Source organism: Paenibacillus sp. JT22N1, from assembly GCF_059692155.1.
Genome location: NZ_JCAUAW010000003.1, coordinates 282,559 through 308,511, shown reverse-complemented (window position 1 = coordinate 308,511; position 25,953 = coordinate 282,559). Strand labels below are relative to the sequence as shown.

The window sequence follows — 25,953 nt, the reverse complement described above, 5'->3', positions numbered from 1 at the left end:
GCTTGAGGAGGAGAAATAAGTGAATAAGACGATGAAGAGATCACTAGCTACCATTGTTCTATCAGCAGCACTTTTAACTACAGCATCTTTTCCTGCATGGGCTGCGGATGGTCTGAACTTGGCAGCAGTAGCTGCAGCAAATACAAGTATAAGCTATACACTGAAGGATAAAATTGAGGTCGAAATTAAAAGCATGCTCAATGAGCACGAGTCGGATTCAACGAAATTGGGTGCCGTCATTCGAATTAGAAATACGAGTGGTAAAATCTCTCGTGTACCTGACTTTGAACTGCGGGTTCGGATGGCTGATGGTACCGAATATACGCTGCAGCCAAGTGCCAAAAACCCTAAATCCATACAACCCAAGAGCCAGCAGGAGCTCAGCTACTTGACGACGGTTGAACGGAGTGACGATGTTGCTCTTACCGACCTCAGCTTTGTAGATGTAGATCTTGAAGTGTATCCAAAAGAAGAAACAACACTGCTTACCGTAGCAGTTGACTCAGGTATCGTATGGAATGGCAGTGACAGCACGATAACGAAACCAACCGCTATTCTTAAATGGGGAGAAGCTTTTACTTTACCTTCTTTGCGCTCATCCCTTGGATTCATACCTGTGGACATTCATAAGGAAATTACAGCCAAAGGCGTTTCCACGGTTGTGCAAATTCAAGTTGTAAATCCGACCAACGAACGTCAAACCGTACCTAACTTTGGGATTGATGGGAAAACAGAAAATAACGTTTATTCCGGCAATCGCGCCGAAGCTTCCGTCATGTTAGATCCAGGTGAGAAAAAATATATCCATATTGTCATTCCAACTGATCTGGATACGGAATTTACTAGCTTGAATGTAGTGACACCAGAGAGTTTTGCCACTGCGACAGGTGATGGTAAGTTCCACGAAGACACTTACCGGGTAGGACGTGTCAATATACTTCTTCCTACAGGAGCAGCGACGCAGGGAGTCATCCCTGCCCCAGAATATACCTTAGGTACACCAGTTAAACTGGATTCTACGAATAAATTCGTTCCTTCCAATGTTGATGTTTCGTTGGTTGAATTACATGTAACAAGTAATGAAGACGATGGCTTTAATACGGCTGTCGCGAAGTTTAAACTGACGAACAACAGTGACCGTCCAATACCAATTCCGGCGATCCAAACGGAGCTTGTTAGTAAAGATGGTTATGCGTATGGAGGAAGAAGACAGGAAGCTACAGCACTAAGTGTTGTTCCTAATGCCTCGTATGTGATTAGTTATTCGTATGCACTTCCAGCATCTGAAAAGGGTGAAGGCCTGAAAATGAACCTTTACAGCCAACAAGTTAGTGGCGATACGACTTATAAATCACTGCTTGCGACGGCGAAAGTACCTGTTCAGAAGAATGATCCAACGAGCAAAACGCTGGACGTGTACCCGTATGGTATTACTATTAAAGATTGGACAATTTCAGCTATTTTCCAAGGTAATATGACTTATGATTATAAGTTGAAGCTGGATCTGGACATTAAGCCGGATAAGCAAGTAACGGTAGATAAGTTTAACAGTAAGCTCTCATTCGAATTATTCGATAATGTTGGAAATCCTGTTGGGAAATCAGTTGAAGCCTTGTCAGGCGAGGGACGTTTATACAATGGAACAAACACAATTAACCTAAATGCGAAATCAAACCAACTAGACTTCCCAATTCAAGTCAAGGTATTTGAGACATTCACGAACGAATATGGTGAATCCGTTAAACGGTTGTTGACTACTTTCAAACAATAGTTAAATCAATGAAAACTACTTGGACCTATGCTCTAGAGCATCTCCAAGTAGTTTTTTGCTTTATTTTGAGCAGTAACTCATTGCTTAGTGGAGGAGTGCTCATAAGGGGGCCTTTTTTTGGATAAGATAGGATTAACGAAATGAACATAACGGAGTGAATACAATGAACTGGATATATTGGGCCAAATTATACGATTCCAAGTTTCAAGCGGGCTGCCTGGCGAAAAGAATGGAAGAAGACTGGTGGATTTACGGCTATGAATGCCCACAAGAAGTGGAAGTTTTTAAATCTAAAAAAGGGCGATTTGGCGTTCGTTATAACACGTAATTCAAACGAAATGCCCTAGAAATTAACGCTTGACTTAGACCTCGCATTTAGTGTATATTTATTTTTGTCGCTGTTGAGCGGCAGCTAATGACGCGGGGTGGAGCAGCCCGGTAGCTCGTCGGGCTCATAACCCGAAGGCCGCAGGTTCAAATCCTGCCCCCGCAACCAAATTTTACTTTGGGCCTATAGCTCAGTTGGTTAGAGCGGTCGGCTCATAACCGATTGGTCGGGGGTTCGAGTCCCTCTGGGCCCATAGCACGGAAACCCTTGGTATAAGGGTTTTTATTATTTTATCCCCTTAAATAAGCTTCTCGATTTCATCTCTTCACGATGAAATCGAGGGGCTTTTTTACATTTTAGCACGTACTTTTACAGGCTAGTCTAATATTCCTAAAGGGACAGTGACCTCAAATGTCGAAGAATTGTTCATGCACGATATTGGCACAGATAGGATAAGAGCATACTGGACAGCAAAAACAGGCTGAACACTTAAGAAATGGATGGGATATAGAATGACAATACTACTCGGAATAGATCTAGGGACTTCCAGCGTGAAGACGGCTGCCATGGACCCCGCGGGACGGATGGTAGGCTTATCTCAGCAAAGCTATGACATTCATTCGCCCTTAGTCGGCTATGCGGAGCAAGAGCCTCAGCTATGGTGGGAGGCTGTACAACAAACCTTGTCTGAATCTGTCAGGCAAGCAGGCGCAGGTAGCAGCGACCGTTACGCTATTGGCTTATCTGGACAAATGCATGGGCTTGTTGCGATAGGGATGGACGGACAAGTGCTTCGGCCGGCGATTATTTGGTGCGATCAGCGTTCATTTGAACAGAAGGAACAGCTTGAGGCGATGTATTCTATCGAGCAGATTGGCAAGCTAGTACAGAACCGGGCTGCGACCGGCTTTCTGCTTTTATCGCTGTTGTGGTTAAAGCAGAATGAACCGGATACCTATGCGAAGATTTGGAAAGTCATGCTGCCGAAGGATTATATCAGGTACAGGCTAACCGGCGAAGTAGGAACTGAGTCAACAGATGCTTCAGGCACATTAGCATATGATGTAGCCAATAAGTGTTGGTCCAGTGAACTGTTGAGACAGCTCGGAATTAATCCGGAACTGCTGCCAACCGTTCGTGAGCCTTGGGAGGTTGCAGGAACGCTGACAACTGAAGCAGCAAACGATTGTGCCATTCCAGCAGGTACTGTTGTTGTCTTTGGCGGCGCAGACCAACCCATGCAGGCTATTGGCAATGGGGTTTTACACCAGGGGCAGGCTTCGTGCACGCTGGGCACAGGAGGACAATGGTTTGTCCCTGTGGATACGCCTACATACGATTCCTTGCTGCGAACTCATACCTTTACCCACACTGCGCCGGGCAAATGGTATATGATGGCGGCGATGCTGAGTGCCGGCCTATCACATAGATGGCTAACAGAGAACATTCTCCAAAATAAGGACAGCAGGTCACTCGATGAAAGTGCTGCTCAGGTTCCCCCAGGCTCAGAAGGGCTTATTTTCCTGCCCTATTTGACTGGAGAGCGAACTCCGCATATGGACCCTTTTGCCAGAGGCGTCATGTTCGGTTTAACGCTGAAGCACAATGAAGCCCATTTGGTTCGGGCTGTTATGGAGGGAGTGGCTTTTGGGCTGCGCGATGGGTTGGAGGTATTGGTGGCATTGGGTGTGAGAGTTGACCGAATCGTGATGGCTGGTGGTGGAGCTAAAAGTGCCGTATGGCTGCAGATACTTGCAGATGTGCTCAGTTGTGAGTTATATCCATCCGCTATGAAGGAGCAGGCTTGCATTGGTGCGGCCATGATGGCTGGAGTAGGGGCAGGCGTATACGCGTCGATAGAGGAGGCGTGTGAAATCGTGGTGAAGCAAGCCGAGAGACCGATTACGCCTATTTTGAAGAATAGATCCGTCTATGAAGAGAATTACCCTATCTTTAGAGAGTTATATCAATGCAATAAGGAATTGTTCAAAAGAATGAGTGGTTTAACCAATACTAATACTACTCATTCAAGCCAATAGTGCAGAAAATAAGTTCTTTCTAATAAAATGCGCCAGGTGCGACGGTTAATTGCTATTAAGAATGGATAGTGTGCTTATTCTCGTATGTTATTGTAAAATTAATTTAATAACGATATCAAAAGGAGAAAGCTATGTGCCGAAATATTAAGACACTCTTCAATTTCGACCCTTTGGCTACCGATGATGAAATTCAGGCGGCCTCGCTGCAATTTGTAAGAAAGATCTCGGGCTTTACTGAGCCTTCGAAGGCGAATGAGGCGGCATTCAATCAAGCTGTCAAGGATGTTAGTTTAGTTGCCCGGAATCTGTTTGACTCGTTGGTAACCAATGCTGAGCCTCGTAATCGTGAGGTTGAAATCGAACGTGCGCGTGCTAGGAATGCAAAAAGATTTGGAACAAAAGAAGATTAATGACATCTTAGATGAAGTAATTGCGGGTTCTTTCTTTAAGGAGAAAGAGCCTTTTTTGTGTTTACCTGGAGAGGCTTTCAACTTGTCCTTGTAGCGCTCAAGCCTTGTTACGCATATCCTGTATGAAACTAGTAGAAAATAGGTGATAGAAAGTGACCAAAGGTTTTGATTGTTCAACGCCTTTAACGGCACAAACCGCCGCTGCTTTCGTCAATGATGGCTACTTGTTTGTGGCCAGATATCTCGTTCCGAGTGGTTACAAGGCGTTAACCATAAGTGAAGCGGAGACGATCAGCGAAGCAGCACTCCAAATTGTATCAGTTTTCGAAACAACCGCCAACCGAGCTCTCGGTGGACGAAGTGCTGGTTTGGCTGATGGGGCAACAGCTGTACAGGTCGCTCATAATCTAGGCCAACCACCTGGCAGCTGTATTTACTTTGCTGTAGATTTTGATACCTCAAGTGCCCAAATGCCAACCATTATTGACTATATCCGAGCAGCAAGTGAGGCGACACCCGAGTATACGACAGGTGTATATGGTTCTTATACCGTGATGGAAGCCGTCCGGAACGCTGGAGCTTGCTCTCATTTTTGGCAAACGTATGCTTGGAGTGGTGGTGAAAAGGCTGATTTCATAAACATTTATCAATACTTAAACGATGTAGTTGAGCATGGGATTGGCGTGGATTACGATGACTCGTATGGAAATGAAGGTTGGTGGAATACGATAGCACCACCTGATCCCCCTGTGTCGTATCCTCTGTCTCCTAAAGATGCCAATGTGATTATACCATTCCTTTCGGCTGGATATGAGGCGACGTCATCCACTGCTGCCAGGGAAGAATTTCATCGACTTGCCAATGAGCTGCGCATAGTTTCGGGTCAACCGGATCAATAATCGCCCGAAAGTAAACCGAATCCTCCGTTGATACGTTTACTCTATAGAGTAGATGTACAAATTCAAAGGAGGATTTTTAATATGAAAAAAAGTTTATTCGCGGTTGTACTGGGTTTCGGTTTGCTGACTACAAGCATCTTATCGGTTTCGGCTAATGAACATGAACCTGGACATGATAGTATGGCGGCTGATATGAGTATGAAAGCAACGGTACAACAGCAGGTAAAATCCGATATGAAGCTAACTTTGAATGGTAAACCCTTGCAGCTCGATGAGTCCTACCTGATTGATAACTCCTTGTTTGTACCGTACCGTGCCTTTGCAGAAGGCATTGGATCAGAAGTAGGTTATGATGCCGCTACACAAACGGTAACTGTAAAGAAGGACGCAAAAACGGTTAAGCTCATGATCGGATCCTCTGAAGCCAATGTAGACGGCTCCAAAGTTTCCATGGTCGGTCCTGCTCAGTTAATTAACAGTTCAACCTTCGTTCACTCCCGCTTTTTGGCTGAAGTGTTCGGGATTAAGGTCTTGTATGATGAAACAACGCGGACGGTTAATCTCGTTAGCGGAGGGACTTCGGGATCCGGACAAGAGGTAGCAAAAACATATTATGTGAATATTGAGGGCTTTGCTTTCAAAGAAGGGGATATCACAGTTGAAGCAGGTTCCACTGTTATCTTTACGAATAAGGATAAAGTGAAACACAATGCTGTCGCTGATGATGGCAGTTTCCAAACAGCGCTTCTGGCGATGGGTGAATCGGAAAGTGTTACGTTTGCTAAGCCAGGTGAGTATACATACTTCTGTGAGCCTCATAAGAATTTCATGAAGGGTAAAATTACTGTGAAATAAACATCAAAAGCCCGGCATCTCTCGACTAGCTCTGAGATGCCGGGCTTTTTTTATTGAATGACAGCGCTGCGGATGTACCAGCGCTCACCCAGCGAAGCTCTTTCAAGGTGAAAGAGCACACGCTTGTTCGCAACCGCGGAAGCACGTACCGGCGTAGCCGAAACGTTAACCGCGGTGTCGAGCTGCAGGAGCTGGGACACGTCCCGCTCCGGGAACTTGGACAGGCGGCGCATGCTTCGCACATGCAGCGCCTGCTCTTGCCCTGTGGTGACCTGCAGCAGCTGCAGGTCACCTTGGTTCGCCGCGCTGATCCACACGTCGATCAGCGCCCAGGGCGAGAGCTTGCTGATGTATTCCGTCAGCAAGCCTGCGGCTCGGTGCACCATGACCTGGTGTGCCGGGTCAACGGAGCGGGAGCCGTGGGTCACGCTCCCGAGGAAGTGAATACAGAAATGACCGTTGAAGTCATTTCCCGGTATACCATCCCCACCATGCGGCATGCCGTGCATGGACCCGGCCAGCGTGCGGCCGTTCAGCTTCACGAGGACCGCTTTGCGGTCCCAGCTCCAAGCGCCGCCGTAGATGGTTTTGAGCGTCGCGGAGTCGGATTTGGTCAGCGGCTGTACATCCGCATGATGGGAGCCCGCGCGGCGCTGCCCCTCAAAGCTGAGACCACTCTCCACGTCTACGATCGTGAATTTGCTGTATTTGGGAAGGACTTCACTCGCCTCCTCCCAGGGAAGTATTTCGCCATAATGCCTGGCTCTAACTACTTGAACTTGTGAACGCAGCGTTTCTTGAGCGGTACTTGATATGTTTATCGTAAGTCCCGCCGATAGATCGACCACTTCACCATTCGGAGTGACACCATAGCGTTGTTGCACACCTTTTTTGTCAAAGGAAAGGGTTGTATCCGGGGGAAGGGGGTCGACGAATGGCGCACCTGCACCTCCATTATCTAGCTCTCGTTGTAATTTTTTATCTACAAATATAGCTTCAGTTTGATAAGCAGCATGAGGTGAAACTTTAACGACCAGCTGGAATTTCCCAGAACTCGAGGTTTCTTCAAACTGTGGCATACTGCCGTGAGCCTGTGTGTTGATACTTGTTGCAGCTGTTAATAGGGTTGTAAACAACAGCGTGCAAAACAGCTTTCGGAGCAAGCTGTTTGCTCGGAATGGATGCATAGGTTAGCTTCCTCCTCATTCAGTTTTATAAGCACATAATCAAGTTTTTACAAAATGTCTTAAATTTATGAACAGTAGTCCTGCTTATGCTGTCCTATTTAGATTTGTGATAAAATAACAGAAGTATGCAGCGTTTAGAACACGATTTGGAAAGGAAGGTAATACGAATGAAACCAAGCGCGGGTAAACCGTTTGAACTATGTATAGAGACAGATCGTGTTGTGAGAGGGGACTTTTACGAGGCAGCATCACAGCCGGCCAGAGGGACTTTAATTATTTGTCACGGGTATAAAGGCTTCAAGGATTGGGGGATGTTCCCGCATGTAGCGCAAGCGTTAGCCGAAGAGGTTGATGTGATTTCGATCAATTTTTCTCACAACGGCGTGGGCGCTGACTTACTTGAGTTCACGGAGCTTGAGAAGTTTGCTCGAGACACCTATTCCAAAGATTTAGAAGATTTGCATGCAGTTGTGAATGATATTCGTAACCGTGAAGGTTCAGCCAACCAGAAACCCATTCTTCTTTTAGGCCATAGCAGGGGGGCGGCTGTGTGCTTAATCTATGCGCTTGATCATTCTGAACACGTTGCCGGTGTGATTAGTTGGAACGGGATTGCGAATGTTGATTTATTTACGGAGGAAAATAAAGCGGAGATGCGGGCAACAGGGAGAACGTACACGTTGAACGGTCGCACGAAGCAAAACATGCCGCTAGACCTCGAAATCTTAGAAGATATGGAGCATAATCGTGAGCGCTTCAATATTATGGGTAGGATTAGCGGTGCTAAATTCCCAATCGCCCTTATTCAGGGGACGGAAGATGGAGAGAGAGGAATCCGAGGTTCAAAGAGGCTTGTTGAGCAAAATGCCGCCACTGCATGGATTAGAATTCCTGAGGGCAACCATACCTTTGGTTCTGTTCATCCGTATCAAGGGGAGACGAAGCCTCTGAAGGAAGCAATTCGTGAAACCAAACGAACGATTCAAGGGATGTTAGCCTAAACGATGTTAACGATTAGACAACTTAGTGCAGTTATCACGATAACGATTATAGGGCTTGCTGTCGCATATTTTTTACATATTCCTTTAGTGATTGGATTTTCATTGGGGCTTTTGACCTTGGGGGCCCTCATTTGGAGAGCGGGAACAACATTTCGGGGCATCTTGAAAAGTATGTGGGAAGGTGTCAAACACACCAAAGAGGTCATTTGGATTCTTGCCCTAGTGGGAGTGGTTATCCCTACATGGACAATGAGCGGTACGATCCCATTTATGATTGATTTGGGCCTTAGTATAGTTGATCCTAGTTTTTTTCTAACATTTTCATTTGTACTTTCCGTTTGCATCTCAATGGTGCTGGGTACCTCCACGGGAACGCTAAGTTCTGTGGGTATCCCATTAATTGGTCTGGGGCTGCTGCTGCAAATCCCCCTTCCTATGGTTGCTGGTGCACTCGTGTCGGGTGCGTTCGTTGGCGATCGGACTTCACCATTTTCCAGTGCGAACAGACTTGTGGCTTCTTCAACAGGCGTTTCCATGCAGGTCCTTTTTAAAGCCTTACTACCTACAACAATAGGTGCGCTAGGTGTGGCGCTTGGGTTTTTCTTAGTTTGCGATTTTGGTGGAGAATGGCATCAGAGTGACATCACCCTACACAATCAGCAGTTTGCTTCGGATTTTAGGTACAGCTTGTGGCTTTTGCTGCCAGTACTTGTTTTATTGATTTCAATCCTATTAAGGTTCAAAACAAGAAATGGCTTCCTCTTGTCGACTGCTTGTGCGATCGTAATTGGCATGAGCTTGCAACAAATGACATGGAATGAATGGTTGCACGATATGTGGTTCGGCTACCAATCTAGCATTTTTGAATCGCTGCAAACCAAAGGTCTTTCTAACATGATCGAACTGATTGCTCTTATCGCACTCGCAGGTGCTTATAGTGGCATTTTAGAAAAGTATCGTATCCTAGAGACGTATATGCAAAAGCTGCTAGGGGAGACGTCTGTTTCACTCCTTTCAGCGACTGTACGAACATCCCTGTTTGGCTTAGGGCTTGGCCTTGTTTCTTGTACGCAAACATTGCCTATTATGATGACGGGGCGGAGTTTACTGCCTTTTTGGGAAGAGAGATTTCCTCGCAGTCAACTTGCACGAGTTGTGGCTGATTCAAGCCTCATTCTAGCTGCGATGATTCCGTGGAACATGCTTGCCATCGTCTGTGGAACAATAGTAGGTATACCCGTGCTAGCGTATGTTGGCTATGCGCCGTTTCTTTGGGCTTTGCCTGTATGTACTTTACTGTGGTCTTTATGGTGGAGAAAAAGTGGAAGTTTAAGTAGTAGAAGAGGAGTGGGATTCGATGGCTAATACCTATTTTATTTCGGACCATCACTTTGGTCATTCATCCATTATTGATTTCGAAGCTCGGCCTTTCGCCGATGCAGACGAAATGACCGAGACTATGATTGCCAAATGGAACGCTGTTGTTAGCAAAGAAGACAAAGTATTTCATCTAGGGGATTTTTCCTTCTTGAATAACGAGCGAACCAAAGCCATTGTTTCGGAGCTAAATGGTTACAAAATCCTCATCCTTGGTAACCACGATCGGGGGAGGTCGAGAACATGGTGGCTTGAAGTCGGCTTTGATGAAGTGAGCGAGTACCCGATCATTTATAATAATTTCTTTTTCCTATCCCATGAGCCGATGTATATGAACAAACAAATGCCCTACGTCAACGTACACGGCCACATTCACAGCCAGAAATACGAGGGACGTCATTACTTTAATGTGAGTGTGGAGCATTGGGATTATACGCCAGTTTCTTTTGAACAAATTCGAGATTCAGTGGTGGTGAGTGAGGAGCAGTCGTGATGGTACGGTTTCATCGTACCTTTTTTCTAGTGTCAATCTTTAACTTCATATAACTGCAGAGACGATTATTAATATCACCCCTTAGATTAAGAAGCCATTATGAAACTAAGTCGATCATTCGGATTGGTGATATGATATTGTTACTTTGTGTGCTGTAACGAAAAACGAAAAAAAGCCCTTACGATGTAAGGACTTTCTTAGTATGACCTGTAGTGGGCTCGAACCACTGACCCCTACCCTGTCAAGATAGTGCTCTCCCAGCTGAGCTAACAAGTCGTTTTTTGAAGACAATTAGTAATATACCAAGGATTTAAGCGATTGTCAACAGATGGTTATAATTCTTATTTACGCCAATAACGGAACAGCTTTTGGAAAAACGGATTCGTCGTTCGTTTCTTTTTTGACCTAGGAATGTAGGATATGTTCGCCTGTGAACTGTGAAATATCTCGTCATTTTTGGAGAGCAGGATAGAATGTTCTTCCTTTGAAACACCTTGTGCTGTCATGGTAGTGGTCAACCCTTCCGGACAATCTTGACACTACTGTACCATACTTTGGAGCTTGTTTGATAGTAGGGCTTTCATCTTGGCTTGATTTATGGTAACTTGATGACAGTAGATCTTGGGAGGAACAAGGAAATGACGAAACAACAGCATCGATGGAATTTACGTTTAAAGAGCAGTAATGTATATTTGGGCACCGTATATTTAGGGGATCCGCTTCCAGAAGTCGAAGATGTCATCATGATTGGCGAGAAGAAATATACGATCCTCGAACTTGGGAGTAATCGTGACGCAAGTGACGTGTTTGTTGAAGAAGTGAAAAAGAAATAAATGGTTCAAAGTGAGCGCTATTCTAGTCGGATGATTCCGATAGATGGCGTTTTTTTTATGTTCTCTATGCAATAAAAAGAGGCTGCTCTTTGCAGCCTCCGTATATGTATTATGTGATGTTGTATAAAGAAGCAAGGCAATCAACGAACATTTTGTTATATTCTTCGCGGGTATAATCTTTATTGCAAGCAATGTCTCTTCCTAGGAATTGAAACCAGGTGATTTCGGTGGGGATTTTTTTGTATACAAACTTTTCGTTCTGGATGAGAAATGTATCATTCTCGAAATACGGAACATTGTCAAATTGGAGAGCTTTTTCGCCTTTTTGTTCACTAACTAATGTGGCCAAAAGAATGAGCATGCGATAGGGATCACGGAATATTTCATATTGTTCAGTCAAGGTAAACACTCCTTTATCGGATAATGGACAACGTAATCATACTAGAACTAATTTCAGAATAGAATACTTCCGTGGAAACTGGTGAGGAAATTGAAGGAATAGATGATCATTTCGAAGAAAAAAAAGAAAAGACTGATTTTCACTCTAAGGAGGATCGAGTGAATCAGTCTTTTTTGCTTGCTCCTACATCAAAGGATTAGCGTTTGAAGCTGGAAAGTTGTTGCTCAGCTATTTGCACTAATCGCTTCGTGATGTTGCCACCAATGGCACCAGCATCACGTGTTGCTAAATTACCGTTGTAACCAGTAGGGGAGAGAGGGACACCAATTTCCTGAGCGACTTCATACTTCAGTTGATCCAATGCTGCCTTTGCTTGTTGTACGACTAAAGTGTTGTTTCTAGCCATTCATAATCATCTCCTTTTTTTTGGTACACCAGTATTATTTGAATGTTCAGTTTATTTATTCACGAAATTTCAAAAAAATTTAACATTTTTTTAACTGCCTTCCAACATCAATAAACCCCCAACCAATGGGTTGGGGGGGATATATAATTAGAATGATTATTCCTCTTCGGATTCGATGCTTTCTTCCGCAGCAGCAGCTTCTTGGGTAGCTTCTGCAACTTCTTCAGACGCCTCTTCGTTCACCACTTCTTCGATGGACTCTGGGGCGATTTCTTCTTCATTTTGGGATACAACTTCTTCCTCTTGGCTCATTTTTGGTCACCTCCTCTGGTACGTATAGTATCATCTTAGCTGCTTCTAGCAGGCTAAACAAGTAGGGGAGTGGGGGATTTGATAGATTTAATGTAACCTTAATCAGTTTGTCATTCCTTGTGGAATTCGTATAGCAACATAAGTCGTATCCTGCGAGAAAATGCTTTGTTTTCGCCTGATACCACGATTAAGCATGTTTTATTTTTTCTATGAATATACATGAGGCGAAGCAGCAAAAGTCCATGATTTGCTAAGACTGAGCTTATGCTTACGAAGTTAGTTTTCTTACGAAAACTCTTAGGAGGAATCCGAATGAATCGGTCGGATGTTATTTTGGAGTTACAACTTGTACCGGAATTGCTTAAGCAAGCAGAAGCCATCTATGTGGATGCGGTATCGGAATTGGCCTGGGCAAAACATCAGCTTCTAGCCAAAGAATGTGAAGTAATTGGGGACGGAATGGTTACGGGGAAAAACGAGCTTCACCGGCAAGCGGAGATGTGGCCATACACCAAAGATTTACAGCAGCAAGTTTTGCGGATGGAAGACGCCGTCGAGCATACGAAGGTTGAGTTCCATTTCTACAAGAGGAAGCTAGAGAATCTACAAATAATTGCGAAACTCATGACGATCTTATAATGAGATAATAAAATGAAGTTTAAGTCTGCAATCGAGAGATTGCGGGCTTTTTGCTATAGAACGCTAATTATGAAAAAATTGTTCTTTTAATGGGGTTACAGTGTAATGCAGTTGTGCATCCTAAGGGTAGATTATGTAAAAGCCAAGTTTCCGGGAGGATATTGTTGTATGAAATTAATTAGGAACATCATGACTCTTAGTCTGGGGTTGTTAGTACTTACCGCTTGTCAAAGTGTGAAGAGCACTGTAACGACAGAAGCCGCATCACCACCATCAGAGCTGCAAGTTTCACTCATCGGTTCGAGCGGCCAACCTATAGGGACTGCCCATTTAACAGCTGTTCAGGATGGCGTTCAGATTGATCTCCAAGTTAGCGGGCTGACACCAGGAAATCATGGCTTACACTTTCACGAAAAAGCAGTCTGTGAAGCCCCTAACTTTGATTCGGCAGGAGCCCACTTCAATCCATTTAAGAAGGAACATGGCTTTCACAATCCTAAAGGTTTTCATGCAGGGGATCTCCCCAATTTAGTTGTGGATGCACAGGGAAATGGGAAGTTCAATGCCATAACAAAGTCTGTAGTGCTGATTCTGGACAAGCCGAATTCATTGTTAAAACAAGGGGGGACTAGTCTGGTCATCCATGAGAAAGAAGATGATCTGAAGACGGATCCAACCGGTAATTCGGGAAAACGAATTGCGTGTGGTGCTGTGAAATAATGGAAGGAGCTGTCTGACAACATGATTAAAACACAGGATCTCAAGCTGCAAATGGATGAACTGACGAAACAAAATGATATGGTGCTCATCGAGCTAGAGCAAGTAAAGAAAATGCTGATTAACAGCTCTCAAAGCTCACAAGGAAGCCAGGGGCAGCAACAATTTAATAATAGCAGCAGTGATCAGCAAACCTCTAACTCTAATCAACAGGCGCAGGGTCAAGATCAAAATCAGAATCAGAATCAGAATCAAAGTATAAGGGCCGGTCAAGGTGACGCGAACGGTCAGCAAGTAACGGACTTAGCCAATGATTTATTGAAAATCAAGGATCTCGTTGAAAAGTTAGAACAAAAAACGTCCCAATATGTTAGCAGTCAGTCCAATGGTACATTAAATGAGAAAGATGCGGTCAATCTTATACTGACTTTAATGAATGGTATGGTAGATTGGGCTAGCGAATTTGTTTCATCCAGAGCATCGTCCAATGGGCAAGTACAATAGTTGAAAACATTTATAAAAGACAAAAGGGCTGCACGAAGCAGCTCTTTTGTCTTTTTTGTCGAATTCTAACTTTATTCATTAAGTGAACTTAATGAAAGGTTTATTGATTTTTTAGGCGATTCGACAATATGTCCATATTTACAGATGGCAGAATGACCGATAAAGTAAAGTGTAGACAAAAAGAAAGAGACAAACCTGGATGGGGTGTTGGAATCGTGAGAGAAATCGATATTAATCACGTCATGAGTCAGCTTGGAATTCAGCCCACACAATGGCAAGAGCTTCGAGATCAACAAGATCAACAAGATGAAGTTGAGCGTACAAGCGTTATCGACACATCAATTGAAACTTCCTAATTACTTAATGGATCCCACGCCATCAAGTTTCACCTGGCATATTCACGTTAAACTCTAACTCATGATAGAGGTCTTGCCACGCTTTCTATTCTTCTTTTACTGTACCAAAGTGATGCGCCTCTATAATCCAACCCAAAGCCTAATGGATCTACATTTGCTTAATAAATATTCCGAAACGATAATCCCCGATTCTACCCCCGTTCTACCGAAACTGAGCAGGAGAGTGTTGCTTGCAAACGCTCATGCAAGATTCGGGTATCTAGGACAGCTTCTGCGGAAGGCTTACCTACTGCAAGCCATGATACGAGTTGTCTATCTCTGCGACGATTAAGCCAATCCCAGTTTTCTTTATATTCTCTTCCATAATCGATTGATTCATATCCTTCCTCTTAAAGCAAAGTTTTCCTCTTAGTTTGTCTCTTTAAGTCGAGCCCTATCCATATGCGTTCTTGCCATTTGGTTTAATCAGATGGAGAAGCGGGTATGCTTGGGAATAGAAATGCTTAAGAATGGATGATCTTAGGGAGGGAAGGAATGACCTAATGAAGACACTTGCTATCATTCCGGCTTATAACGAAGAAAAAACGATAGCAGGCGTGGTGGCCTCGATAAAACGAGAGCAGCCTGATATGGATATTGTCATCGTCAATGATGGTTCCACGGATCGTACCTCAGCGGTTGCACGTGCGTTACAGCATGCGGCTGTAATCGATTTACCTGTCAATCTAGGCATCGGAGGCGCTATGCAAACGGGATACATTTATGCAGCTAGGAATGGCTACGATATCGCTATTCAGATCGACGCAGATGGTCAACATGATCCAGAAGCGTTGACTCAAATCATGGAGCCAATCTTGACTGGAAATGTTGATTGCTGCATCGGCTCTCGATTTCTGGTGAAGACCGCCTATCGTTCTGCTTGGAATCGAAGATTAGGGATTCTCTTTTTTACCTGGATGATAAGTTGGATGATTGGTAAGACCTTTACTGATCCTACATCAGGCTTTAGAGCGGTAAACCGTCCCATCATTGAGCTGTTTGCAAGTTATTACCCGGAGGATTATCCAGAGGTAGAGGCTGTAGTTTTACTAGAACGGCAGCAATTCAGAGTGAAAGAAGTATCTGTTTTAATGCATGCGAGGAAAGCGGGACAATCGTCCATTACCCCTGTGAAATCGCTTTACTATATGGTTAAAGTATCTCTAGCTGTATGTATGACAAGAATTCGTAATGTGAGTTGATGATTCGTGAATGTGTATGTTTGGGCAATCACTTTTTGTTTGGTGTTTATTTTCATTTCCATAGAGCTAATTCGTAGGCAAAAGCTGCAGGAGCAGTACGCAATTCTATGGCTAGTACTAGGAATTATCATGGCATTGTTTAGTGTATTTCCGAGCTTATTGGATCAGGTATCGCACAGAATGCATATCTACTACGCACCTTCGTTGCTTTTTCTGGTGGGATTGTTATTCTCCCTTGTATTTATCATGCATTTGACACTAGTTATTTCTAAGCTTCATCGCAAATTAACCCGATTGATACAGGAAGTAGCTCTGCTGCAGGAACAATTACGAGGAAAGGGATCTGAATGATGTCGATGACTCCGATTCTAATTGTATTCCTAAATGTATGTTTACTGGTTTGTGGTCAAATTGTATGGAAAATAGCGCTCAATCGAACGCCATTAACCGGGATAGATAAGCTAGGAACCGTACTGATGCAGCCTTATATTCTAGTGGGATGCTTACTTTATGGCATTGCGACGTTGATATGGTTCTATGCCCTTAGTAGATTCGATTTAAGTCGTGTTTATCCGCTCCAATCGATTGCGTATGTACTAGGTGCGTTGTTTGGTTGGTTGGTATTAAAGGAAACGTTTACATCATCGCAATGGGTAGGGCTGCTCTTCTTAGTTGGAGGCGCCTTCCTGTTAGCTAGATAGGTTCATTCTAATAAGGAGAGTAGGGTCTTATGAAACGCGGAGTTTGGCTTGGCTTGTTACTGCTTCTGGCTGCAGCTCTGTATATACGCCTGCACTATGTGCTTGAAGCTGAATACCCACCACTTGAGTGGGATCAATTAGAGTATACGAAGACAGCGATTCAATTGCTTGAAAAAGGCATTTTCGCCTATCGCGATACCGTGCCTAACTCACTCGTGACTCCCGGATTTCCGCTGCTCTTAGCGGCAGTATTTAGCCTTACAGGCCATGAACAACTGGAGTCGGCATTAATAGTCGTCCGTATCATGAACTGCTTTATATCACTCGGAGCGATTCTATTCCTATTTCTGATTGGGAGAAGGCTGTTTAACCCCATTACAGGGCTAATCGCCGGCACTTTTGCCGCGGTGTATCCTTCCTACGTCTGGTCCACTTCACTCATTTTGACGGAGGTTCCGTTTTTGACTGTTTTTACGGGTCTGCTCTACATGCAGGTGCGCATCATACAAGATAACAAATGGCAGGATCATCTATGGATGGGGGCTCTGCTTGGGCTTTGCGTCCTTATTCGTCCGAATGTACTTCCGCTAGCTGTTGTTCCCTACTTGTTTCTTTGGGTGAGAACAAAGAAAATAGACGCAGCCTATGGATTGCTTGCAGCTGCGTCTTTTGCCTGTATTATGATGCCTTGGTGGATTCGGAATTGGATGACTTTTCATTCTTTTATTTTTATCGCCAAAGGAGAAGCGGGCAATCCGTTCCTTGGAGGAACGGACCCCTACTTCCGGGGAACAATCGATTGGAACCATATCGATAAAGATAATCAGTTCGCTGAAGGTATGAGACGGATAAAAGAAGGTTTGGTTGAGGAACCATTGTTATGGATGAAATGGATGACAATTGGAAAATTACTCGTATTTTATAAAACGATGTGGGTGGGACCATATCCTTTTTCCGTACCGGCTTGGTATATGTATGCACTTACTCAGTTGCATACTTTCTTAATTGCTGCAGGCAGCACAGCGATGATCATTTTCAGCTTTCGCAAGCCTTCGGTTCAATATTTAGCAGTGTCATTTCTCTTGTTCTTAGGTGTCCATATGGTGTTTATTCCGGTGGATCGCTATGTGTATGGTATGCTTCCATTTCTGATGCTGGGCAGCGCCTATTTGATTACACAATCCATCTACTTACTTCATAGCGCCTGGACTACCTCTCTCCTGCAGCGGAGGGGGATTTAAACACGAGCTGCTTCGCGCAGTATTCGATAATCTCGCTTCTACGAACGATCCCGATGAATTTATCGGAATCATCTACAATCGGCACGAAGTTTTGCACTTTGGCCAAATCGATAAGATCGACCATTTCGGCATGAATATGAACTGGCTTATTTTGGACACGCAGAGGAACCTCGGCCAGCACATGACGGTGAGCATTTTCAAAGCCAATTCCGTCTGAATTTTTGAGAAACCACAATAAATCTCCCTCGGTAACCGTTCCTACATAATGACCATCATCGGAAAGAATAGGCACAGCGGTATAACGGTGATATTCCATTCGTTCTAATGTTTGACGAAGCGTTGCTTGCAATGTCGTTGTTATAACTTCGGATTTAGGCAAAAGGAAAAAAGCAATATTCATTCATTAACACTCCTTAGAGTTTTCCGTAGGAAAACTTTCTTCAACATTTCTATTGTATCAAACTTTTCGAATAGAATCTAAACCTGTGATGGATGCTAGAAGTGAGGTGAAAGTTATGAATCGAGCATTGACAACAGCAGTGATAGGAATTGGTACTGCTCAAGTAATGAAATTGCCACTTTTCTATTTGAAAACTAGAAAGTGGGACTGGTCGCAGCTGACCCAAACAGGAGGGATGCCAAGCTCACACTCCTCTGGGGTATCTGCGCTTGCAACCTACATAGCGATGAGAAGAGGCCTTTCTGCGATCGATTTTGCCGTGAGTTCGGTTTTCGGAGCGGTCGTCATGTATGATGCGATGGGGATCCGGCGGGCTGCTGGAGAGATTGCGGTTGAAGTGAACGACCTTGATGAGCAAGTCGAGAGATTGGCGAAACAGCATCCGGGTTTGTACCATGCACGAAGACGTAAAGCCTTAAAGGAACGATTAGGTCATTTACCAAGAGAAGTTGTGGGGGGAGCGCTTCTGGGTATTGCTATAGGTGCTTTTAGTTATATGCTGGAAAACAAGAAATAGTATGAACGGTACATGTGGACAACTTTTCTTGAATGGGATAAGATCAAGAAATGTTCATAGAAAGGAAGAAGTTCACATGGAAATCATTCAAGTCACAACGAAAGATCAGTTACAAGCCTGTTTTGGAGTACGGTTCAAAGTGTTCGTTGAAGAACAGCAAGTACCTGCGCACGAGGAAATTGATGAAAAAGATGAATCACCTGAAGCGTGCCATCATTTTCTTATGTTAGATGGAGATCAGCCTGTTGCAGCAGCTCGTTGGTATGAATATCAACCTCAAACGGCTAAACTGCAACGTGTAGCAGTTTTGAAAGAATACAGGGGCAGATCCCTAGGTAAACAAATGATTCTTGCGATGGAGCAGCAAGCTCGTGAAAAGCATTGTTCAGCTGCGATCCTCGACGCACAATGTCAAGCAGAGGGCTTTTATAGCCAACTTGGCTATAAAGTTATCTCGGATGAACCTTTTTATGATGCTGGCATCCTACATGTCAGAATGAAAAAACCGCTTTAAAGAAAAGCGGTTTTTTCATTCTGTGAATTTTCGTCAACTAATGGGAAGGTTATGATAAACCGAGTACCTTTTCCAAGTTCGCTCTCAACTTCCAAGGTCCCTTGATGATCTTGAACGATTTTGTAGCAAATAGATAAACCAAGTCCGGTACCGGCTGCTTTTGTCGTGAAGAAGGGATGAAAGATCTTTTCTAACTGTTCACTTGGAATACCTGGACCGTTATCTGCAATAATTAATGTCGCGTTCTTCGGATCGCGGCTTAATTGCATGTGGATAATTCCATTTTCTTCCATGGCTTCGCAAGCATTTTTAATAATATTAAGCAATAACTGAATCATTTTATCTTGGTCCATCCATACGAGGATAGGATCCGTCCATTCTTGATAATGAATTTCATGGCCGAACCGAGTAGCTTCTGATTCCATCAAGGCAATGACCTTGAGGACACACTCATGGAGAGAATCGACCTGGAAATCAATGCGATGGGGCTTTGAGAATTGGAGGAATTCTGCTGTTAAGTCACTCATCCGATCAATTTCATCCATGATCATCGCATACCAATTTTCAATATTGTAACCGTTTGCCTTGGAGATTTGCAAAAATCCCTTTACCGTTGTCAACGGATTTCGAATCTCATGAGCCATCCCGGAAGCAAGCTCACCGACGACTCTCAGTTTTTCCGATCTGAGCATATGCTCTTCGCGTTTTAACCATGATTCACGCTTCTTCATAAAAAGGTTATGCTCTGCTTGTAAAATGAGGTCATCTTTCGTCAAACCCTCTAACGGATAATTAGCAATGCCATACGTGATTTGAATGCCAGTTAATTTAGGTAGTTCAGAATCAAGCTTTAACTTGAAAGAAGAGGTAGAATCCTGATCTGGGTTAAGCGGCATAACGACAGCGAACTCATCACCACCGTATCTTGCTATAAAGAGGGAGTCTTTAAACAAGATTTGCAGGAGGTCTGCCATTTGCTTCAAAATGAAATTCCCCGCTTGAAACCCGCGAGTTGTATTCATTGCCTTCAGGTCCGTACAATCAATAAGGATAAGGACTAGACTTTGCTTTTGCTGTATGTATTGTTCCAATCTGCGATGGGACTCTTCGTAATTATATAATCCAGTTAGCGAATCCTTTTGCGCATATAAATATCGTTCATTTCTTAATGAATCCGCTTGTCTAATTGTAGAATAAGCTGCTCGTGTGAATATGGCTACCGCGGTAAAATTAAGTATAGTAGTAAGAGCATGAATCCATAGCATGTTATTATTAGAAAGACCAATAATTAGATAAACATTGCAAATATAAATGAGAGCATAGGACGCAGCTAACAACCAAGATTTTTTGCGGCTTTCTTCTTTATAAATATCGTAGGAAAGTGTTAGGATGTACAAGGGAAGACAAAGATTTGAATGTCCGATGTAGTGTAAAAATCCAATGAAAAGTAGGCGAAGCCAAGGGATTGCCGCATGCTGCATGTGAAACCTAAGACTGATGATGTAAAGGACCAATCCTATTACAAGTAAAGGTATGTTAAGTGCAGTATGCAAAATAGTTGTGTATAGACAAAAAAGTAGTGCATAGACATAAAAAATCCAATTGATAACCACCATATCATCTCCTGAATGTAACTAAACGCGGTCGCTCATCTTTGAATGTCCTCCATAGAGGTTTCTCACATCATTGTGACATGTTCTCTATCTATGAACTAAATCCCTTCTAACAATAGTAAACAAAATTGAAAAGTATCACGCTTCTTGTCAAAAAAAAAACCTTAGGGACATTTCATCCCTAGGTTTTGATCGTAAAATAATATTATTCTGGAATTTCAATCACTTCATGTTGATGGATGAAAGTCATCCTGCCTGTTTTCCCAACAAATTTCATCATATCATCGTCATAATGCATCAGATAGATTCGTTCCTGTACATAGTCAGGCAAGGTAAGCAATTCTTCCAATGTAGCATGAATAAAACCGTTCCCGCTTAGTTGACAATCGTGTAAAATGGTGTGACAGTTTCTTTTGTTCACGATTTCTTGAACGAGAAGTTCCTCGTTAAATTGGGTATCAGCACTATAGAACGTTCGGCCATTGATAAAAAGTGAATAGTTAAGCTTATGAGGTATGTGAAGTGTGGATATAAATTCAATGGTAAGACTAGGTAGGATGTTAGCAGGTACATTTTCTTCGATAAGGATGACTTCGAAATAATCCTCAAGTCTGCTGAAACCGTCTGCGGGATTATACATGCCACCTTTTAGCGTGTTTTCCCAAAGGACTCCTGCTAGCGATTCTGTAAGGAAAAGTTTGGTTTTCTTATTCGTATATTGGTATAACAATCGAAAGGCAATTTCTTCTAATCCGCCCACATGGTCGGCATGAATGTGCGAAATGATGATACCATCAATTTGGTCAGGCTGTACACCGATCTCATTAAGCGATCTTGGCGTTGTTGCCCCGCAGTCGATTAGGATGTTCATTTCATTTGAACGGATTAATGCGCTTGTATTGTAAAATGTTTTGGCAAACGCACTGCCGGTTCCCAACATTTGAATTTGCAAACTCATTCAGCAGCCTCCATTGTTCGACAAAAACCATCTTTTTCTAATGTAGCATGGGAGGTTGCGGAATTTCAACCATAAAATAAAAGGTGTTGATTACTTCATGATTTGGATGATTAGTAGTATTTTGTTTGTTCTTGTCTGTATAGCTCTAATAGGTATATCGGTCTATGTAGGTTGGCAGCTCACACATCCGCAGCGTAAGCCGGTTGATGCCTCGCCTGACGACTATGGTTTACACATGGAGAATATTAGTTTCCCAAGCCGATCTAGAGATGTCCGATTAGATGGATGGTTTTTGAAGTCTCCTTATGCTCCAACTGATACTATTCCAATGACCGTTATTATGTCTCATGGTTATGCAGGGACACGTCTGGAAAAAGGGCTTCCGGCGCTGGCCTTGGCTAAATCCATTGTCGAAGCAGGCTATCATGTGATTATGTTTGATTTTCGGAACTCGGGGAAATCGGAGGGTGAAATAACTACGGTTGGCTTTTTGGAAAAGCAAGATGTACTCGGTGCTATTGACTGGGTTCAGGAGCGCGAACCAAGTAAAATCTGCTTGATCGGCTTTTCAATGGGCGGTAGTACATCCATCTTAGCAGCAGCCGAAGAGAGGGCTGTGTTAGGGGTCATAACAGATAGCGCCTTTAGTCAGCTCAGTCCTTACTTGAAGGACAATTTGCCTGTATGGTCTAATCTTCCGCGGTTTCCTTTTACACCTTTAATTCTACTTATTTTACCTAGATTAATTGGTATCAATCCACATCGCGTTGACGCGCTTGCCGCGGTAGATCACATTTATCCTAGGCCGATTCTTTTTATTCATAGTCGAGATGATGAGGCTATTCCTTGGTCTAACAGTGAAGGAATGTGGAGCCGCCATCCGGATGCATTTGAACTTTGGGTCACACAAAAAGCGGGGCATGTCGGCTCCTATCACATGCAGCCGGAGGCCTATACACAACGTGTTCTAGCTTTTTTATCAAAATTATAAAATCATCGCAACTCTTCTTAACCATCGGAGTATAAAGATGCAGACACAAAGATTACTAACAAGAGCTGGAGGTTACGCGAATGAAAGTTCAACGGATATTAGCGTTGATGCTGATGTTTTTTGTTCTAAGTACGGCTGCAGTGGTGGCTTCATCGATATGGGGGGATTTTAAAGGTAATAATATTGCCCGATTAATCGTTAATGAAGAGACAGTGGAATTCGGGGATGCAGATGTTCCGCCTCTTATTGTTGAAGGTAAAACCGTTCTGCCGCTGCGCGCTGTAAGTGATGCGCTTCAAGCATTGGTGAAATGGGATAACTCAAACAAGACTGCCTACTTATACAAACCAAATGTGCATATGTTCTTTACGACTGAAGTGCGTAAAGACTCCGCCATCGTTCCTTTTGGTGTTGTAGAGCGCGGCAAAGAAGCAGACTTTATCGTTTTTGCTCAAGTCGATAATTTGAAGACAAATATTAATTCTGTACGGGTTTCTGTTGTATCACCAAGTGGGAAGAGCGTGATTACACCGGTTGTGAAATCAATCTCAGAATCCAAAGAATCGTTTTGGCTGAAAGTACCTTTGTATGGCGTTTCCTTTAATGAAGCCGGTACGTACGTCGTTAAATTTGCTATGAAACAAGATGGTTCTAATGACTACTCAGTCGTATCAGAGAAGCAGATTCAATCCGAATAGGATAAGCAACCTCGAAAGTGGTTTGACCTCTTATTATGAAAATGTTAGGATAATTAGGTAACTAATTATTCGACGAAATGAGGTTCTGCCTGTGAGCGATGATAAGCATGATCATGTACACGGCCCGGACTGTGACCACGATCACGAGCAAGGGGAAGATGTTTTTATCGTAACGGACGAGAACGGTGAAGAGCATGAGATGGTGATGGTATACACCTTCCAATCTCAAGAGCAGGCGTATGCTGTTTTGCTCGATCGCAACGATCCTGAAGCTGACGGTGTTATTTTCCGTGTTGAAGAAGAGGACGACGATGCCTTCCTTGTCAACATTGAAGATGAAGAAGAGTGGGAACGTGTAGTGACTATTTACAATGAGATCGTAGCTCAAGAAGACGAAGAATAAGAGCTATACATAAGAACCCCCTAGCAGATTATTCTGCTAGGGGGTTTCTGTTTGCATACAGTCATTTTCTAGGATTGAAATACATGATTCTGCTGTTGAATAGATGAAGTTCAGCTTTCAGCAGTTTACTAAGGTATTTGCAGAATTCATTGCCCTTGCTTTTGTCGCCATGCGTGGCGTCGTCGGGCAATATGACTTGCACATAATGCTGCTCTTTCTCTTGGATCTGCTCATTCCCAACACCAATCACAATATATTTGTATAGAGGATTGATACCTTTCAGGTAGAACCATTTGCCTTCGCCTTCCGGCTTCGTCTCAATGGTATAAGGGAATCCAGCCTCATCATACTCCCAGCCAAGCTGCTTGGCTGTCTGACTGAGCTGATCACGGTAATGCAGCAGCCTTTCCTTTAGTTCATCTAAGGTGAGTGCGGCAACTGTGGATCCTGTTACGAATTTAATATAAGCGCTTTGAGCCATTCCTTGTTCACCTCATTCGCTAAACATCACCAACATCATAGCATCATGTAAACGGTTTTACAATATATACACCGCTCTAGGCGGGTGCTAGAAAATCGCTTGTGTCTCTACAATAACCTTCACATTTTGAACACTGCGGTCCTCAGGTCCTTTTACAGGCAACCCAACTTCCACATGCTCCACAATGTAATCAATAAGCTCTTGAGTTATCACTTCACCTGGAAGCAAAATGGGAATGCCAGGTGGGTACACATAAATAAATTCGGCAATAATGCGGTCTGCAGCGTCTTTGAAAGGAAGTATTTCGGTTTCGCCATAGAAGGCGTCCCGTGGTGTCAAGGTTAATTGCGGAATCGCTGGAACTTTGATTACGACTTCCTTGACCTCAATAACGTCATCATTCATATGAGAGAGCTCGCGTAAGGCATCCAATAGGGTGTCGACGTTCTCTTGGGTATCACCCGGCGTTATAAGACACAGGATGTTGTACATGTCGCTCATTTCAACTTCAATATTGTAATGATCGCGCAGCCAGTTCTCGACTTCAAAACCAGTGATGCCAAGCTTGCGCACGTGAACGCATATTTTCGTCGGATCATAGTCATAAGTTGCCTCTTCACCCAGAATCTCTTCCCCGAAGCAGTAGAGGTTGCTGATTTCGTTGATCTGTTTTCTTGTGTACTGTGCAAGTTCTATCGTGCGCTCGGCCATTGCATGGCCATTTAACGCCAAATGTCTGCGGGCAGTATCTAATGAAGCTAACAATATATAGGAAGTTGAAGTTGTTGTAAGCATCGAAATAATGGTCTGGATTCGCTTTGGATTAACACGATTCCCTTTCACGTTAAGGACTGAGCTTTGTGTCATGGAACCACCAAGCTTATGCACGCTAGTCGCGGCCATATCGGCTCCGGCCTCCATCGCAGACATCGGCAATTTATCATGGAAATGAATGAGCACGCCATGTGCTTCATCCACAAGGACAGGCATGTTATAGCTGTGAACAAGGTCAACAATCTCTTTAAGATTAGTACATACGCCATAGTAGGTCGGATTGATAACTAGAACAGCTTTGGCATCCGGATGCTTTTCCAACGCGCGGCGAACAGAACGTGTCGGAATTCCGTGATCAATACCTAAGTTTTTATCGCGAGCAGGTTGGATGAACACGGGCTTAGCGCCTACGAAAATAATCGCGGCCAAGACGGATTTATGTACATTCCGCGGAACGATAATTTTATCGCCTTCAGAGCAGACGGTCATAATCATGGTCATGATTGCGCCGCTTGTCCCTTGTACAGAGAAGAACGTGTGATCCGCTCCATAGGCGTCTGCAGCAAGCTTCTGAGCTTCTTCAATCACGCCCATTGGTTGATGTAGGTCATCCAGCGGTGCTATATTGATGAGGTCGATAGACAGCGCGTTGTCCCCAATAAAGGAACGAAACTCTGGGTCCATGCCGACTCCTTTTTTATGGCCTGGAATATGGAATTGAATTGGATTTTTCTCAGCATGTGTGAGCAGTGCAGTGAACAGGGGGGTACGGGTATGATCCACCTGATTATCGCTTCCCTTCTATAGTGGATTGCTTGTCGAACATTGCAACAA

Annotated in this window: 32 protein-coding genes and 3 tRNA genes; 25 read left to right on the top strand and 10 right to left on the bottom strand. The window is 43.7% G+C overall.

Translation table 11 applies throughout. The features are described from left to right. The first annotated feature begins 19 nt into the window (after positions 1–19). The 8 genes from AC58UU_RS07835 to AC58UU_RS07800 all read left to right on the top strand — a co-directional run bounded on the left by AC58UU_RS07835 (position 20) and on the right by AC58UU_RS07800 (position 6,302). Positions 20–1,771 (top strand): hypothetical protein, encoded by a 1,752-nt coding sequence (locus tag AC58UU_RS07835; protein ID WP_497314455.1) that lies wholly within the window; start codon positions 20–22, stop codon positions 1,769–1,771. 163 nt (positions 1,772–1,934) lie between these two features. Continuing rightward, complete coding sequence (locus AC58UU_RS07830; protein ID WP_164484139.1) at positions 1,935–2,099, top strand: hypothetical protein; 165 nt, start codon at positions 1,935–1,937, stop codon at positions 2,097–2,099. Positions 2,100–2,190: 91 nt separating this feature from the next. Continuing rightward, positions 2,191–2,267, top strand: a tRNA-Met gene (locus tag AC58UU_RS07825). An 11-nt stretch (positions 2,268–2,278) separates the two neighbouring features. After that, positions 2,279–2,352, top strand: a tRNA-Ile gene (locus AC58UU_RS07820). Positions 2,353–2,611: 259 nt separating this feature from the next. Continuing rightward, positions 2,612–4,138 (top strand): xylulokinase, encoded by a 1,527-nt coding sequence (gene xylB, locus AC58UU_RS07815; RefSeq protein WP_497314453.1) that lies wholly within the window; start codon positions 2,612–2,614, stop codon positions 4,136–4,138. Positions 4,139–4,269: 131 nt separating this feature from the next. After that, positions 4,270–4,548: a DUF2277 domain-containing protein gene (locus AC58UU_RS07810; protein ID WP_497314452.1), complete on the top strand. Its 279-nt coding sequence runs from the start codon at positions 4,270–4,272 to the stop codon at positions 4,546–4,548. 152 nt (positions 4,549–4,700) lie between these two features. Next, on the top strand, positions 4,701–5,447 hold the full coding sequence (locus tag AC58UU_RS07805; RefSeq protein ID WP_497314450.1) for a DUF1906 domain-containing protein: 747 nt from the start codon (positions 4,701–4,703) through the stop codon (positions 5,445–5,447). An 81-nt stretch (positions 5,448–5,528) separates the two neighbouring features. Next, the gene (locus AC58UU_RS07800; RefSeq protein WP_497314448.1) at positions 5,529–6,302 is read left to right on the top strand and encodes a stalk domain-containing protein; all 774 of its coding nucleotides are present in this window, start codon (positions 5,529–5,531) and stop codon (positions 6,300–6,302) included. A 50-nt stretch (positions 6,303–6,352) separates the two neighbouring features. Here AC58UU_RS07800 and AC58UU_RS07795 read toward each other — a convergent pair whose 3' ends face one another. Next, positions 6,353–7,489, bottom strand: a complete 1,137-nt coding sequence (locus tag AC58UU_RS07795; RefSeq protein WP_497314446.1) for a hypothetical protein — start codon at positions 7,487–7,489, stop codon at positions 6,353–6,355. Between the two features lie 167 nt (positions 7,490–7,656). On the opposite strand from AC58UU_RS07795, the gene AC58UU_RS07790 reads away from it, so the two are divergent. Genes AC58UU_RS07790 through AC58UU_RS07780 form a run of 3 tightly spaced genes read left to right on the top strand, consistent with a single transcriptional unit; the run spans position 7,657 to position 10,360 of the window. Next, on the top strand, positions 7,657–8,490 hold the full coding sequence (locus AC58UU_RS07790; RefSeq protein ID WP_497314445.1) for an alpha/beta hydrolase family protein: 834 nt from the start codon (positions 7,657–7,659) through the stop codon (positions 8,488–8,490). Between the two features lie 3 nt (positions 8,491–8,493). After that, complete coding sequence (locus AC58UU_RS07785; protein ID WP_497314443.1) at positions 8,494–9,855, top strand: Na+/H+ antiporter NhaC family protein; 1,362 nt, start codon at positions 8,494–8,496, stop codon at positions 9,853–9,855. Beyond that, on the top strand, positions 9,848–10,360 hold the full coding sequence (locus tag AC58UU_RS07780; protein WP_497314441.1) for a phosphoesterase: 513 nt from the start codon (positions 9,848–9,850) through the stop codon (positions 10,358–10,360). The genes AC58UU_RS07785 and AC58UU_RS07780 overlap by 8 nt, the downstream gene beginning before the upstream one ends. A gap of 203 nt (positions 10,361–10,563) precedes the next feature. On the opposite strand, the gene AC58UU_RS07775 is transcribed toward AC58UU_RS07780, so the two are convergent. Next, positions 10,564–10,636: transfer RNA gene (locus tag AC58UU_RS07775), tRNA-Val, on the bottom strand. Positions 10,637–10,998: 362 nt separating this feature from the next. On the opposite strand from AC58UU_RS07775, the gene AC58UU_RS07770 reads away from it, so the two are divergent. Continuing rightward, positions 10,999–11,193, top strand: a complete 195-nt coding sequence (locus AC58UU_RS07770) for a hypothetical protein (RefSeq protein WP_029196081.1) — start codon at positions 10,999–11,001, stop codon at positions 11,191–11,193. A 109-nt stretch (positions 11,194–11,302) separates the two neighbouring features. Here the strand turns inward: AC58UU_RS07770 and AC58UU_RS07765 are convergent, their stop codons facing one another. From AC58UU_RS07765 to AC58UU_RS07755, 3 genes are all read right to left on the bottom strand, one after another. Further along, positions 11,303–11,602, bottom strand: coding sequence for a hypothetical protein (locus tag AC58UU_RS07765; RefSeq protein ID WP_312883164.1), 300 nt, complete (start codon positions 11,600–11,602; stop codon positions 11,303–11,305). A gap of 187 nt (positions 11,603–11,789) precedes the next feature. Continuing rightward, entirely contained in the window at positions 11,790–11,999 is a 210-nt protein-coding gene (locus AC58UU_RS07760) for an alpha/beta-type small acid-soluble spore protein (protein WP_029196083.1), read from the bottom strand. Positions 12,000–12,155: 156 nt separating this feature from the next. Then, entirely contained in the window at positions 12,156–12,311 is a 156-nt protein-coding gene (locus AC58UU_RS07755; protein WP_497314439.1) for a hypothetical protein, read from the bottom strand. A gap of 312 nt (positions 12,312–12,623) precedes the next feature. Here AC58UU_RS07755 and AC58UU_RS07750 point away from each other — a divergent pair, with 312 nt between their 5' ends. The 8 genes from AC58UU_RS07750 (at position 12,624) to AC58UU_RS07715 (ending at position 17,710) form a co-directional block, all read left to right on the top strand. Beyond that, entirely contained in the window at positions 12,624–12,950 is a 327-nt protein-coding gene (locus AC58UU_RS07750; protein ID WP_047672455.1) for a hypothetical protein, read from the top strand. A 168-nt stretch (positions 12,951–13,118) separates the two neighbouring features. After that, positions 13,119–13,670 carry a superoxide dismutase family protein gene (locus AC58UU_RS07745; protein ID WP_497314436.1) on the top strand — a complete coding sequence of 184 codons (552 nt, stop codon included), beginning with the start codon at positions 13,119–13,121 and terminating at the stop codon, positions 13,668–13,670. Between the two features lie 21 nt (positions 13,671–13,691). After that, positions 13,692–14,171 carry a hypothetical protein gene (locus AC58UU_RS07740; RefSeq protein ID WP_497314434.1) on the top strand — a complete coding sequence of 160 codons (480 nt, stop codon included), beginning with the start codon at positions 13,692–13,694 and terminating at the stop codon, positions 14,169–14,171. Between the two features lie 128 nt (positions 14,172–14,299). Next, entirely contained in the window at positions 14,300–14,527 is a 228-nt protein-coding gene (locus AC58UU_RS07735; protein WP_497314432.1) for a hypothetical protein, read from the top strand. A gap of 542 nt (positions 14,528–15,069) precedes the next feature. Then, a complete protein-coding gene (locus AC58UU_RS07730) occupies positions 15,070–15,768 on the top strand; it encodes a glycosyltransferase family 2 protein (protein WP_497314430.1) in 699 nt (232 codons plus the stop codon). 6 nt (positions 15,769–15,774) lie between these two features. Next, positions 15,775–16,119 carry a DUF2304 domain-containing protein gene (locus AC58UU_RS07725; protein WP_497314428.1) on the top strand — a complete coding sequence of 115 codons (345 nt, stop codon included), beginning with the start codon at positions 15,775–15,777 and terminating at the stop codon, positions 16,117–16,119. Next, positions 16,116–16,469, top strand: a complete 354-nt coding sequence (locus AC58UU_RS07720) for an EamA family transporter (RefSeq protein ID WP_497314426.1) — start codon at positions 16,116–16,118, stop codon at positions 16,467–16,469. Before AC58UU_RS07725 ends, AC58UU_RS07720 begins: the two co-directional genes overlap by 4 nt. A gap of 29 nt (positions 16,470–16,498) precedes the next feature. Continuing rightward, on the top strand, positions 16,499–17,710 hold the full coding sequence (locus tag AC58UU_RS07715) for an ArnT family glycosyltransferase (RefSeq protein WP_497314424.1): 1,212 nt from the start codon (positions 16,499–16,501) through the stop codon (positions 17,708–17,710). Here the strand turns inward: AC58UU_RS07715 and AC58UU_RS07710 are convergent. Then, on the bottom strand, positions 17,679–18,110 hold the full coding sequence (locus AC58UU_RS07710) for a CBS domain-containing protein (protein WP_497314422.1): 432 nt from the start codon (positions 18,108–18,110) through the stop codon (positions 17,679–17,681). The genes AC58UU_RS07715 and AC58UU_RS07710 overlap by 32 nt on opposite strands. Before the next feature lie 115 nt (positions 18,111–18,225). Between AC58UU_RS07710 and AC58UU_RS07705 the strand changes: the two genes are divergently transcribed. Both AC58UU_RS07705 and AC58UU_RS07700 read left to right on the top strand, forming a co-directional pair. Then, positions 18,226–18,687 carry a divergent PAP2 family protein gene (locus tag AC58UU_RS07705; RefSeq protein WP_497314420.1) on the top strand — a complete coding sequence of 154 codons (462 nt, stop codon included), beginning with the start codon at positions 18,226–18,228 and terminating at the stop codon, positions 18,685–18,687. A 76-nt stretch (positions 18,688–18,763) separates the two neighbouring features. After that, positions 18,764–19,201 carry a GNAT family N-acetyltransferase gene (locus AC58UU_RS07700; RefSeq protein ID WP_497314418.1) on the top strand — a complete coding sequence of 146 codons (438 nt, stop codon included), beginning with the start codon at positions 18,764–18,766 and terminating at the stop codon, positions 19,199–19,201. Here the strand turns inward: AC58UU_RS07700 and AC58UU_RS07695 are convergent. Beyond that, complete coding sequence (locus AC58UU_RS07695) at positions 19,198–20,598, bottom strand: ATP-binding protein (protein WP_497314416.1); 1,401 nt, start codon at positions 20,596–20,598, stop codon at positions 19,198–19,200. The genes AC58UU_RS07700 and AC58UU_RS07695 overlap by 4 nt on opposite strands. 421 nt (positions 20,599–21,019) lie before the next feature. Further along, on the bottom strand, positions 21,020–21,772 hold the full coding sequence (locus tag AC58UU_RS07690) for an MBL fold metallo-hydrolase (RefSeq protein WP_497314414.1): 753 nt from the start codon (positions 21,770–21,772) through the stop codon (positions 21,020–21,022). Positions 21,773–21,869: 97 nt separating this feature from the next. Here AC58UU_RS07690 and AC58UU_RS07685 point away from each other — a divergent pair, with 97 nt between their 5' ends. The 3 genes from AC58UU_RS07685 to AC58UU_RS07675 all read left to right on the top strand — a co-directional run bounded on the left by AC58UU_RS07685 (position 21,870) and on the right by AC58UU_RS07675 (position 23,864). After that, positions 21,870–22,763, top strand: a complete 894-nt coding sequence (locus AC58UU_RS07685; RefSeq protein WP_497314412.1) for an alpha/beta hydrolase — start codon at positions 21,870–21,872, stop codon at positions 22,761–22,763. An 80-nt stretch (positions 22,764–22,843) separates the two neighbouring features. Further along, complete coding sequence (locus AC58UU_RS07680) at positions 22,844–23,461, top strand: stalk domain-containing protein (protein ID WP_497314411.1); 618 nt, start codon at positions 22,844–22,846, stop codon at positions 23,459–23,461. Between the two features lie 91 nt (positions 23,462–23,552). Then, positions 23,553–23,864 carry a DUF1292 domain-containing protein gene (locus AC58UU_RS07675; RefSeq protein WP_497314409.1) on the top strand — a complete coding sequence of 104 codons (312 nt, stop codon included), beginning with the start codon at positions 23,553–23,555 and terminating at the stop codon, positions 23,862–23,864. Between the two features lie 61 nt (positions 23,865–23,925). Here the strand turns inward: AC58UU_RS07675 and AC58UU_RS07670 are convergent, their stop codons facing one another. Both AC58UU_RS07670 and AC58UU_RS07665 read right to left on the bottom strand, forming a co-directional pair. After that, positions 23,926–24,345, bottom strand: a complete 420-nt coding sequence (locus AC58UU_RS07670; RefSeq protein ID WP_497314407.1) for a DUF1885 family protein — start codon at positions 24,343–24,345, stop codon at positions 23,926–23,928. A gap of 87 nt (positions 24,346–24,432) precedes the next feature. Next, the gene (locus tag AC58UU_RS07665) at positions 24,433–25,902 is read right to left on the bottom strand and encodes an aminotransferase class I/II-fold pyridoxal phosphate-dependent enzyme (RefSeq protein WP_497314405.1); all 1,470 of its coding nucleotides are present in this window, start codon (positions 25,900–25,902) and stop codon (positions 24,433–24,435) included. Positions 25,903–25,953 lie beyond the last annotated feature (51 nt).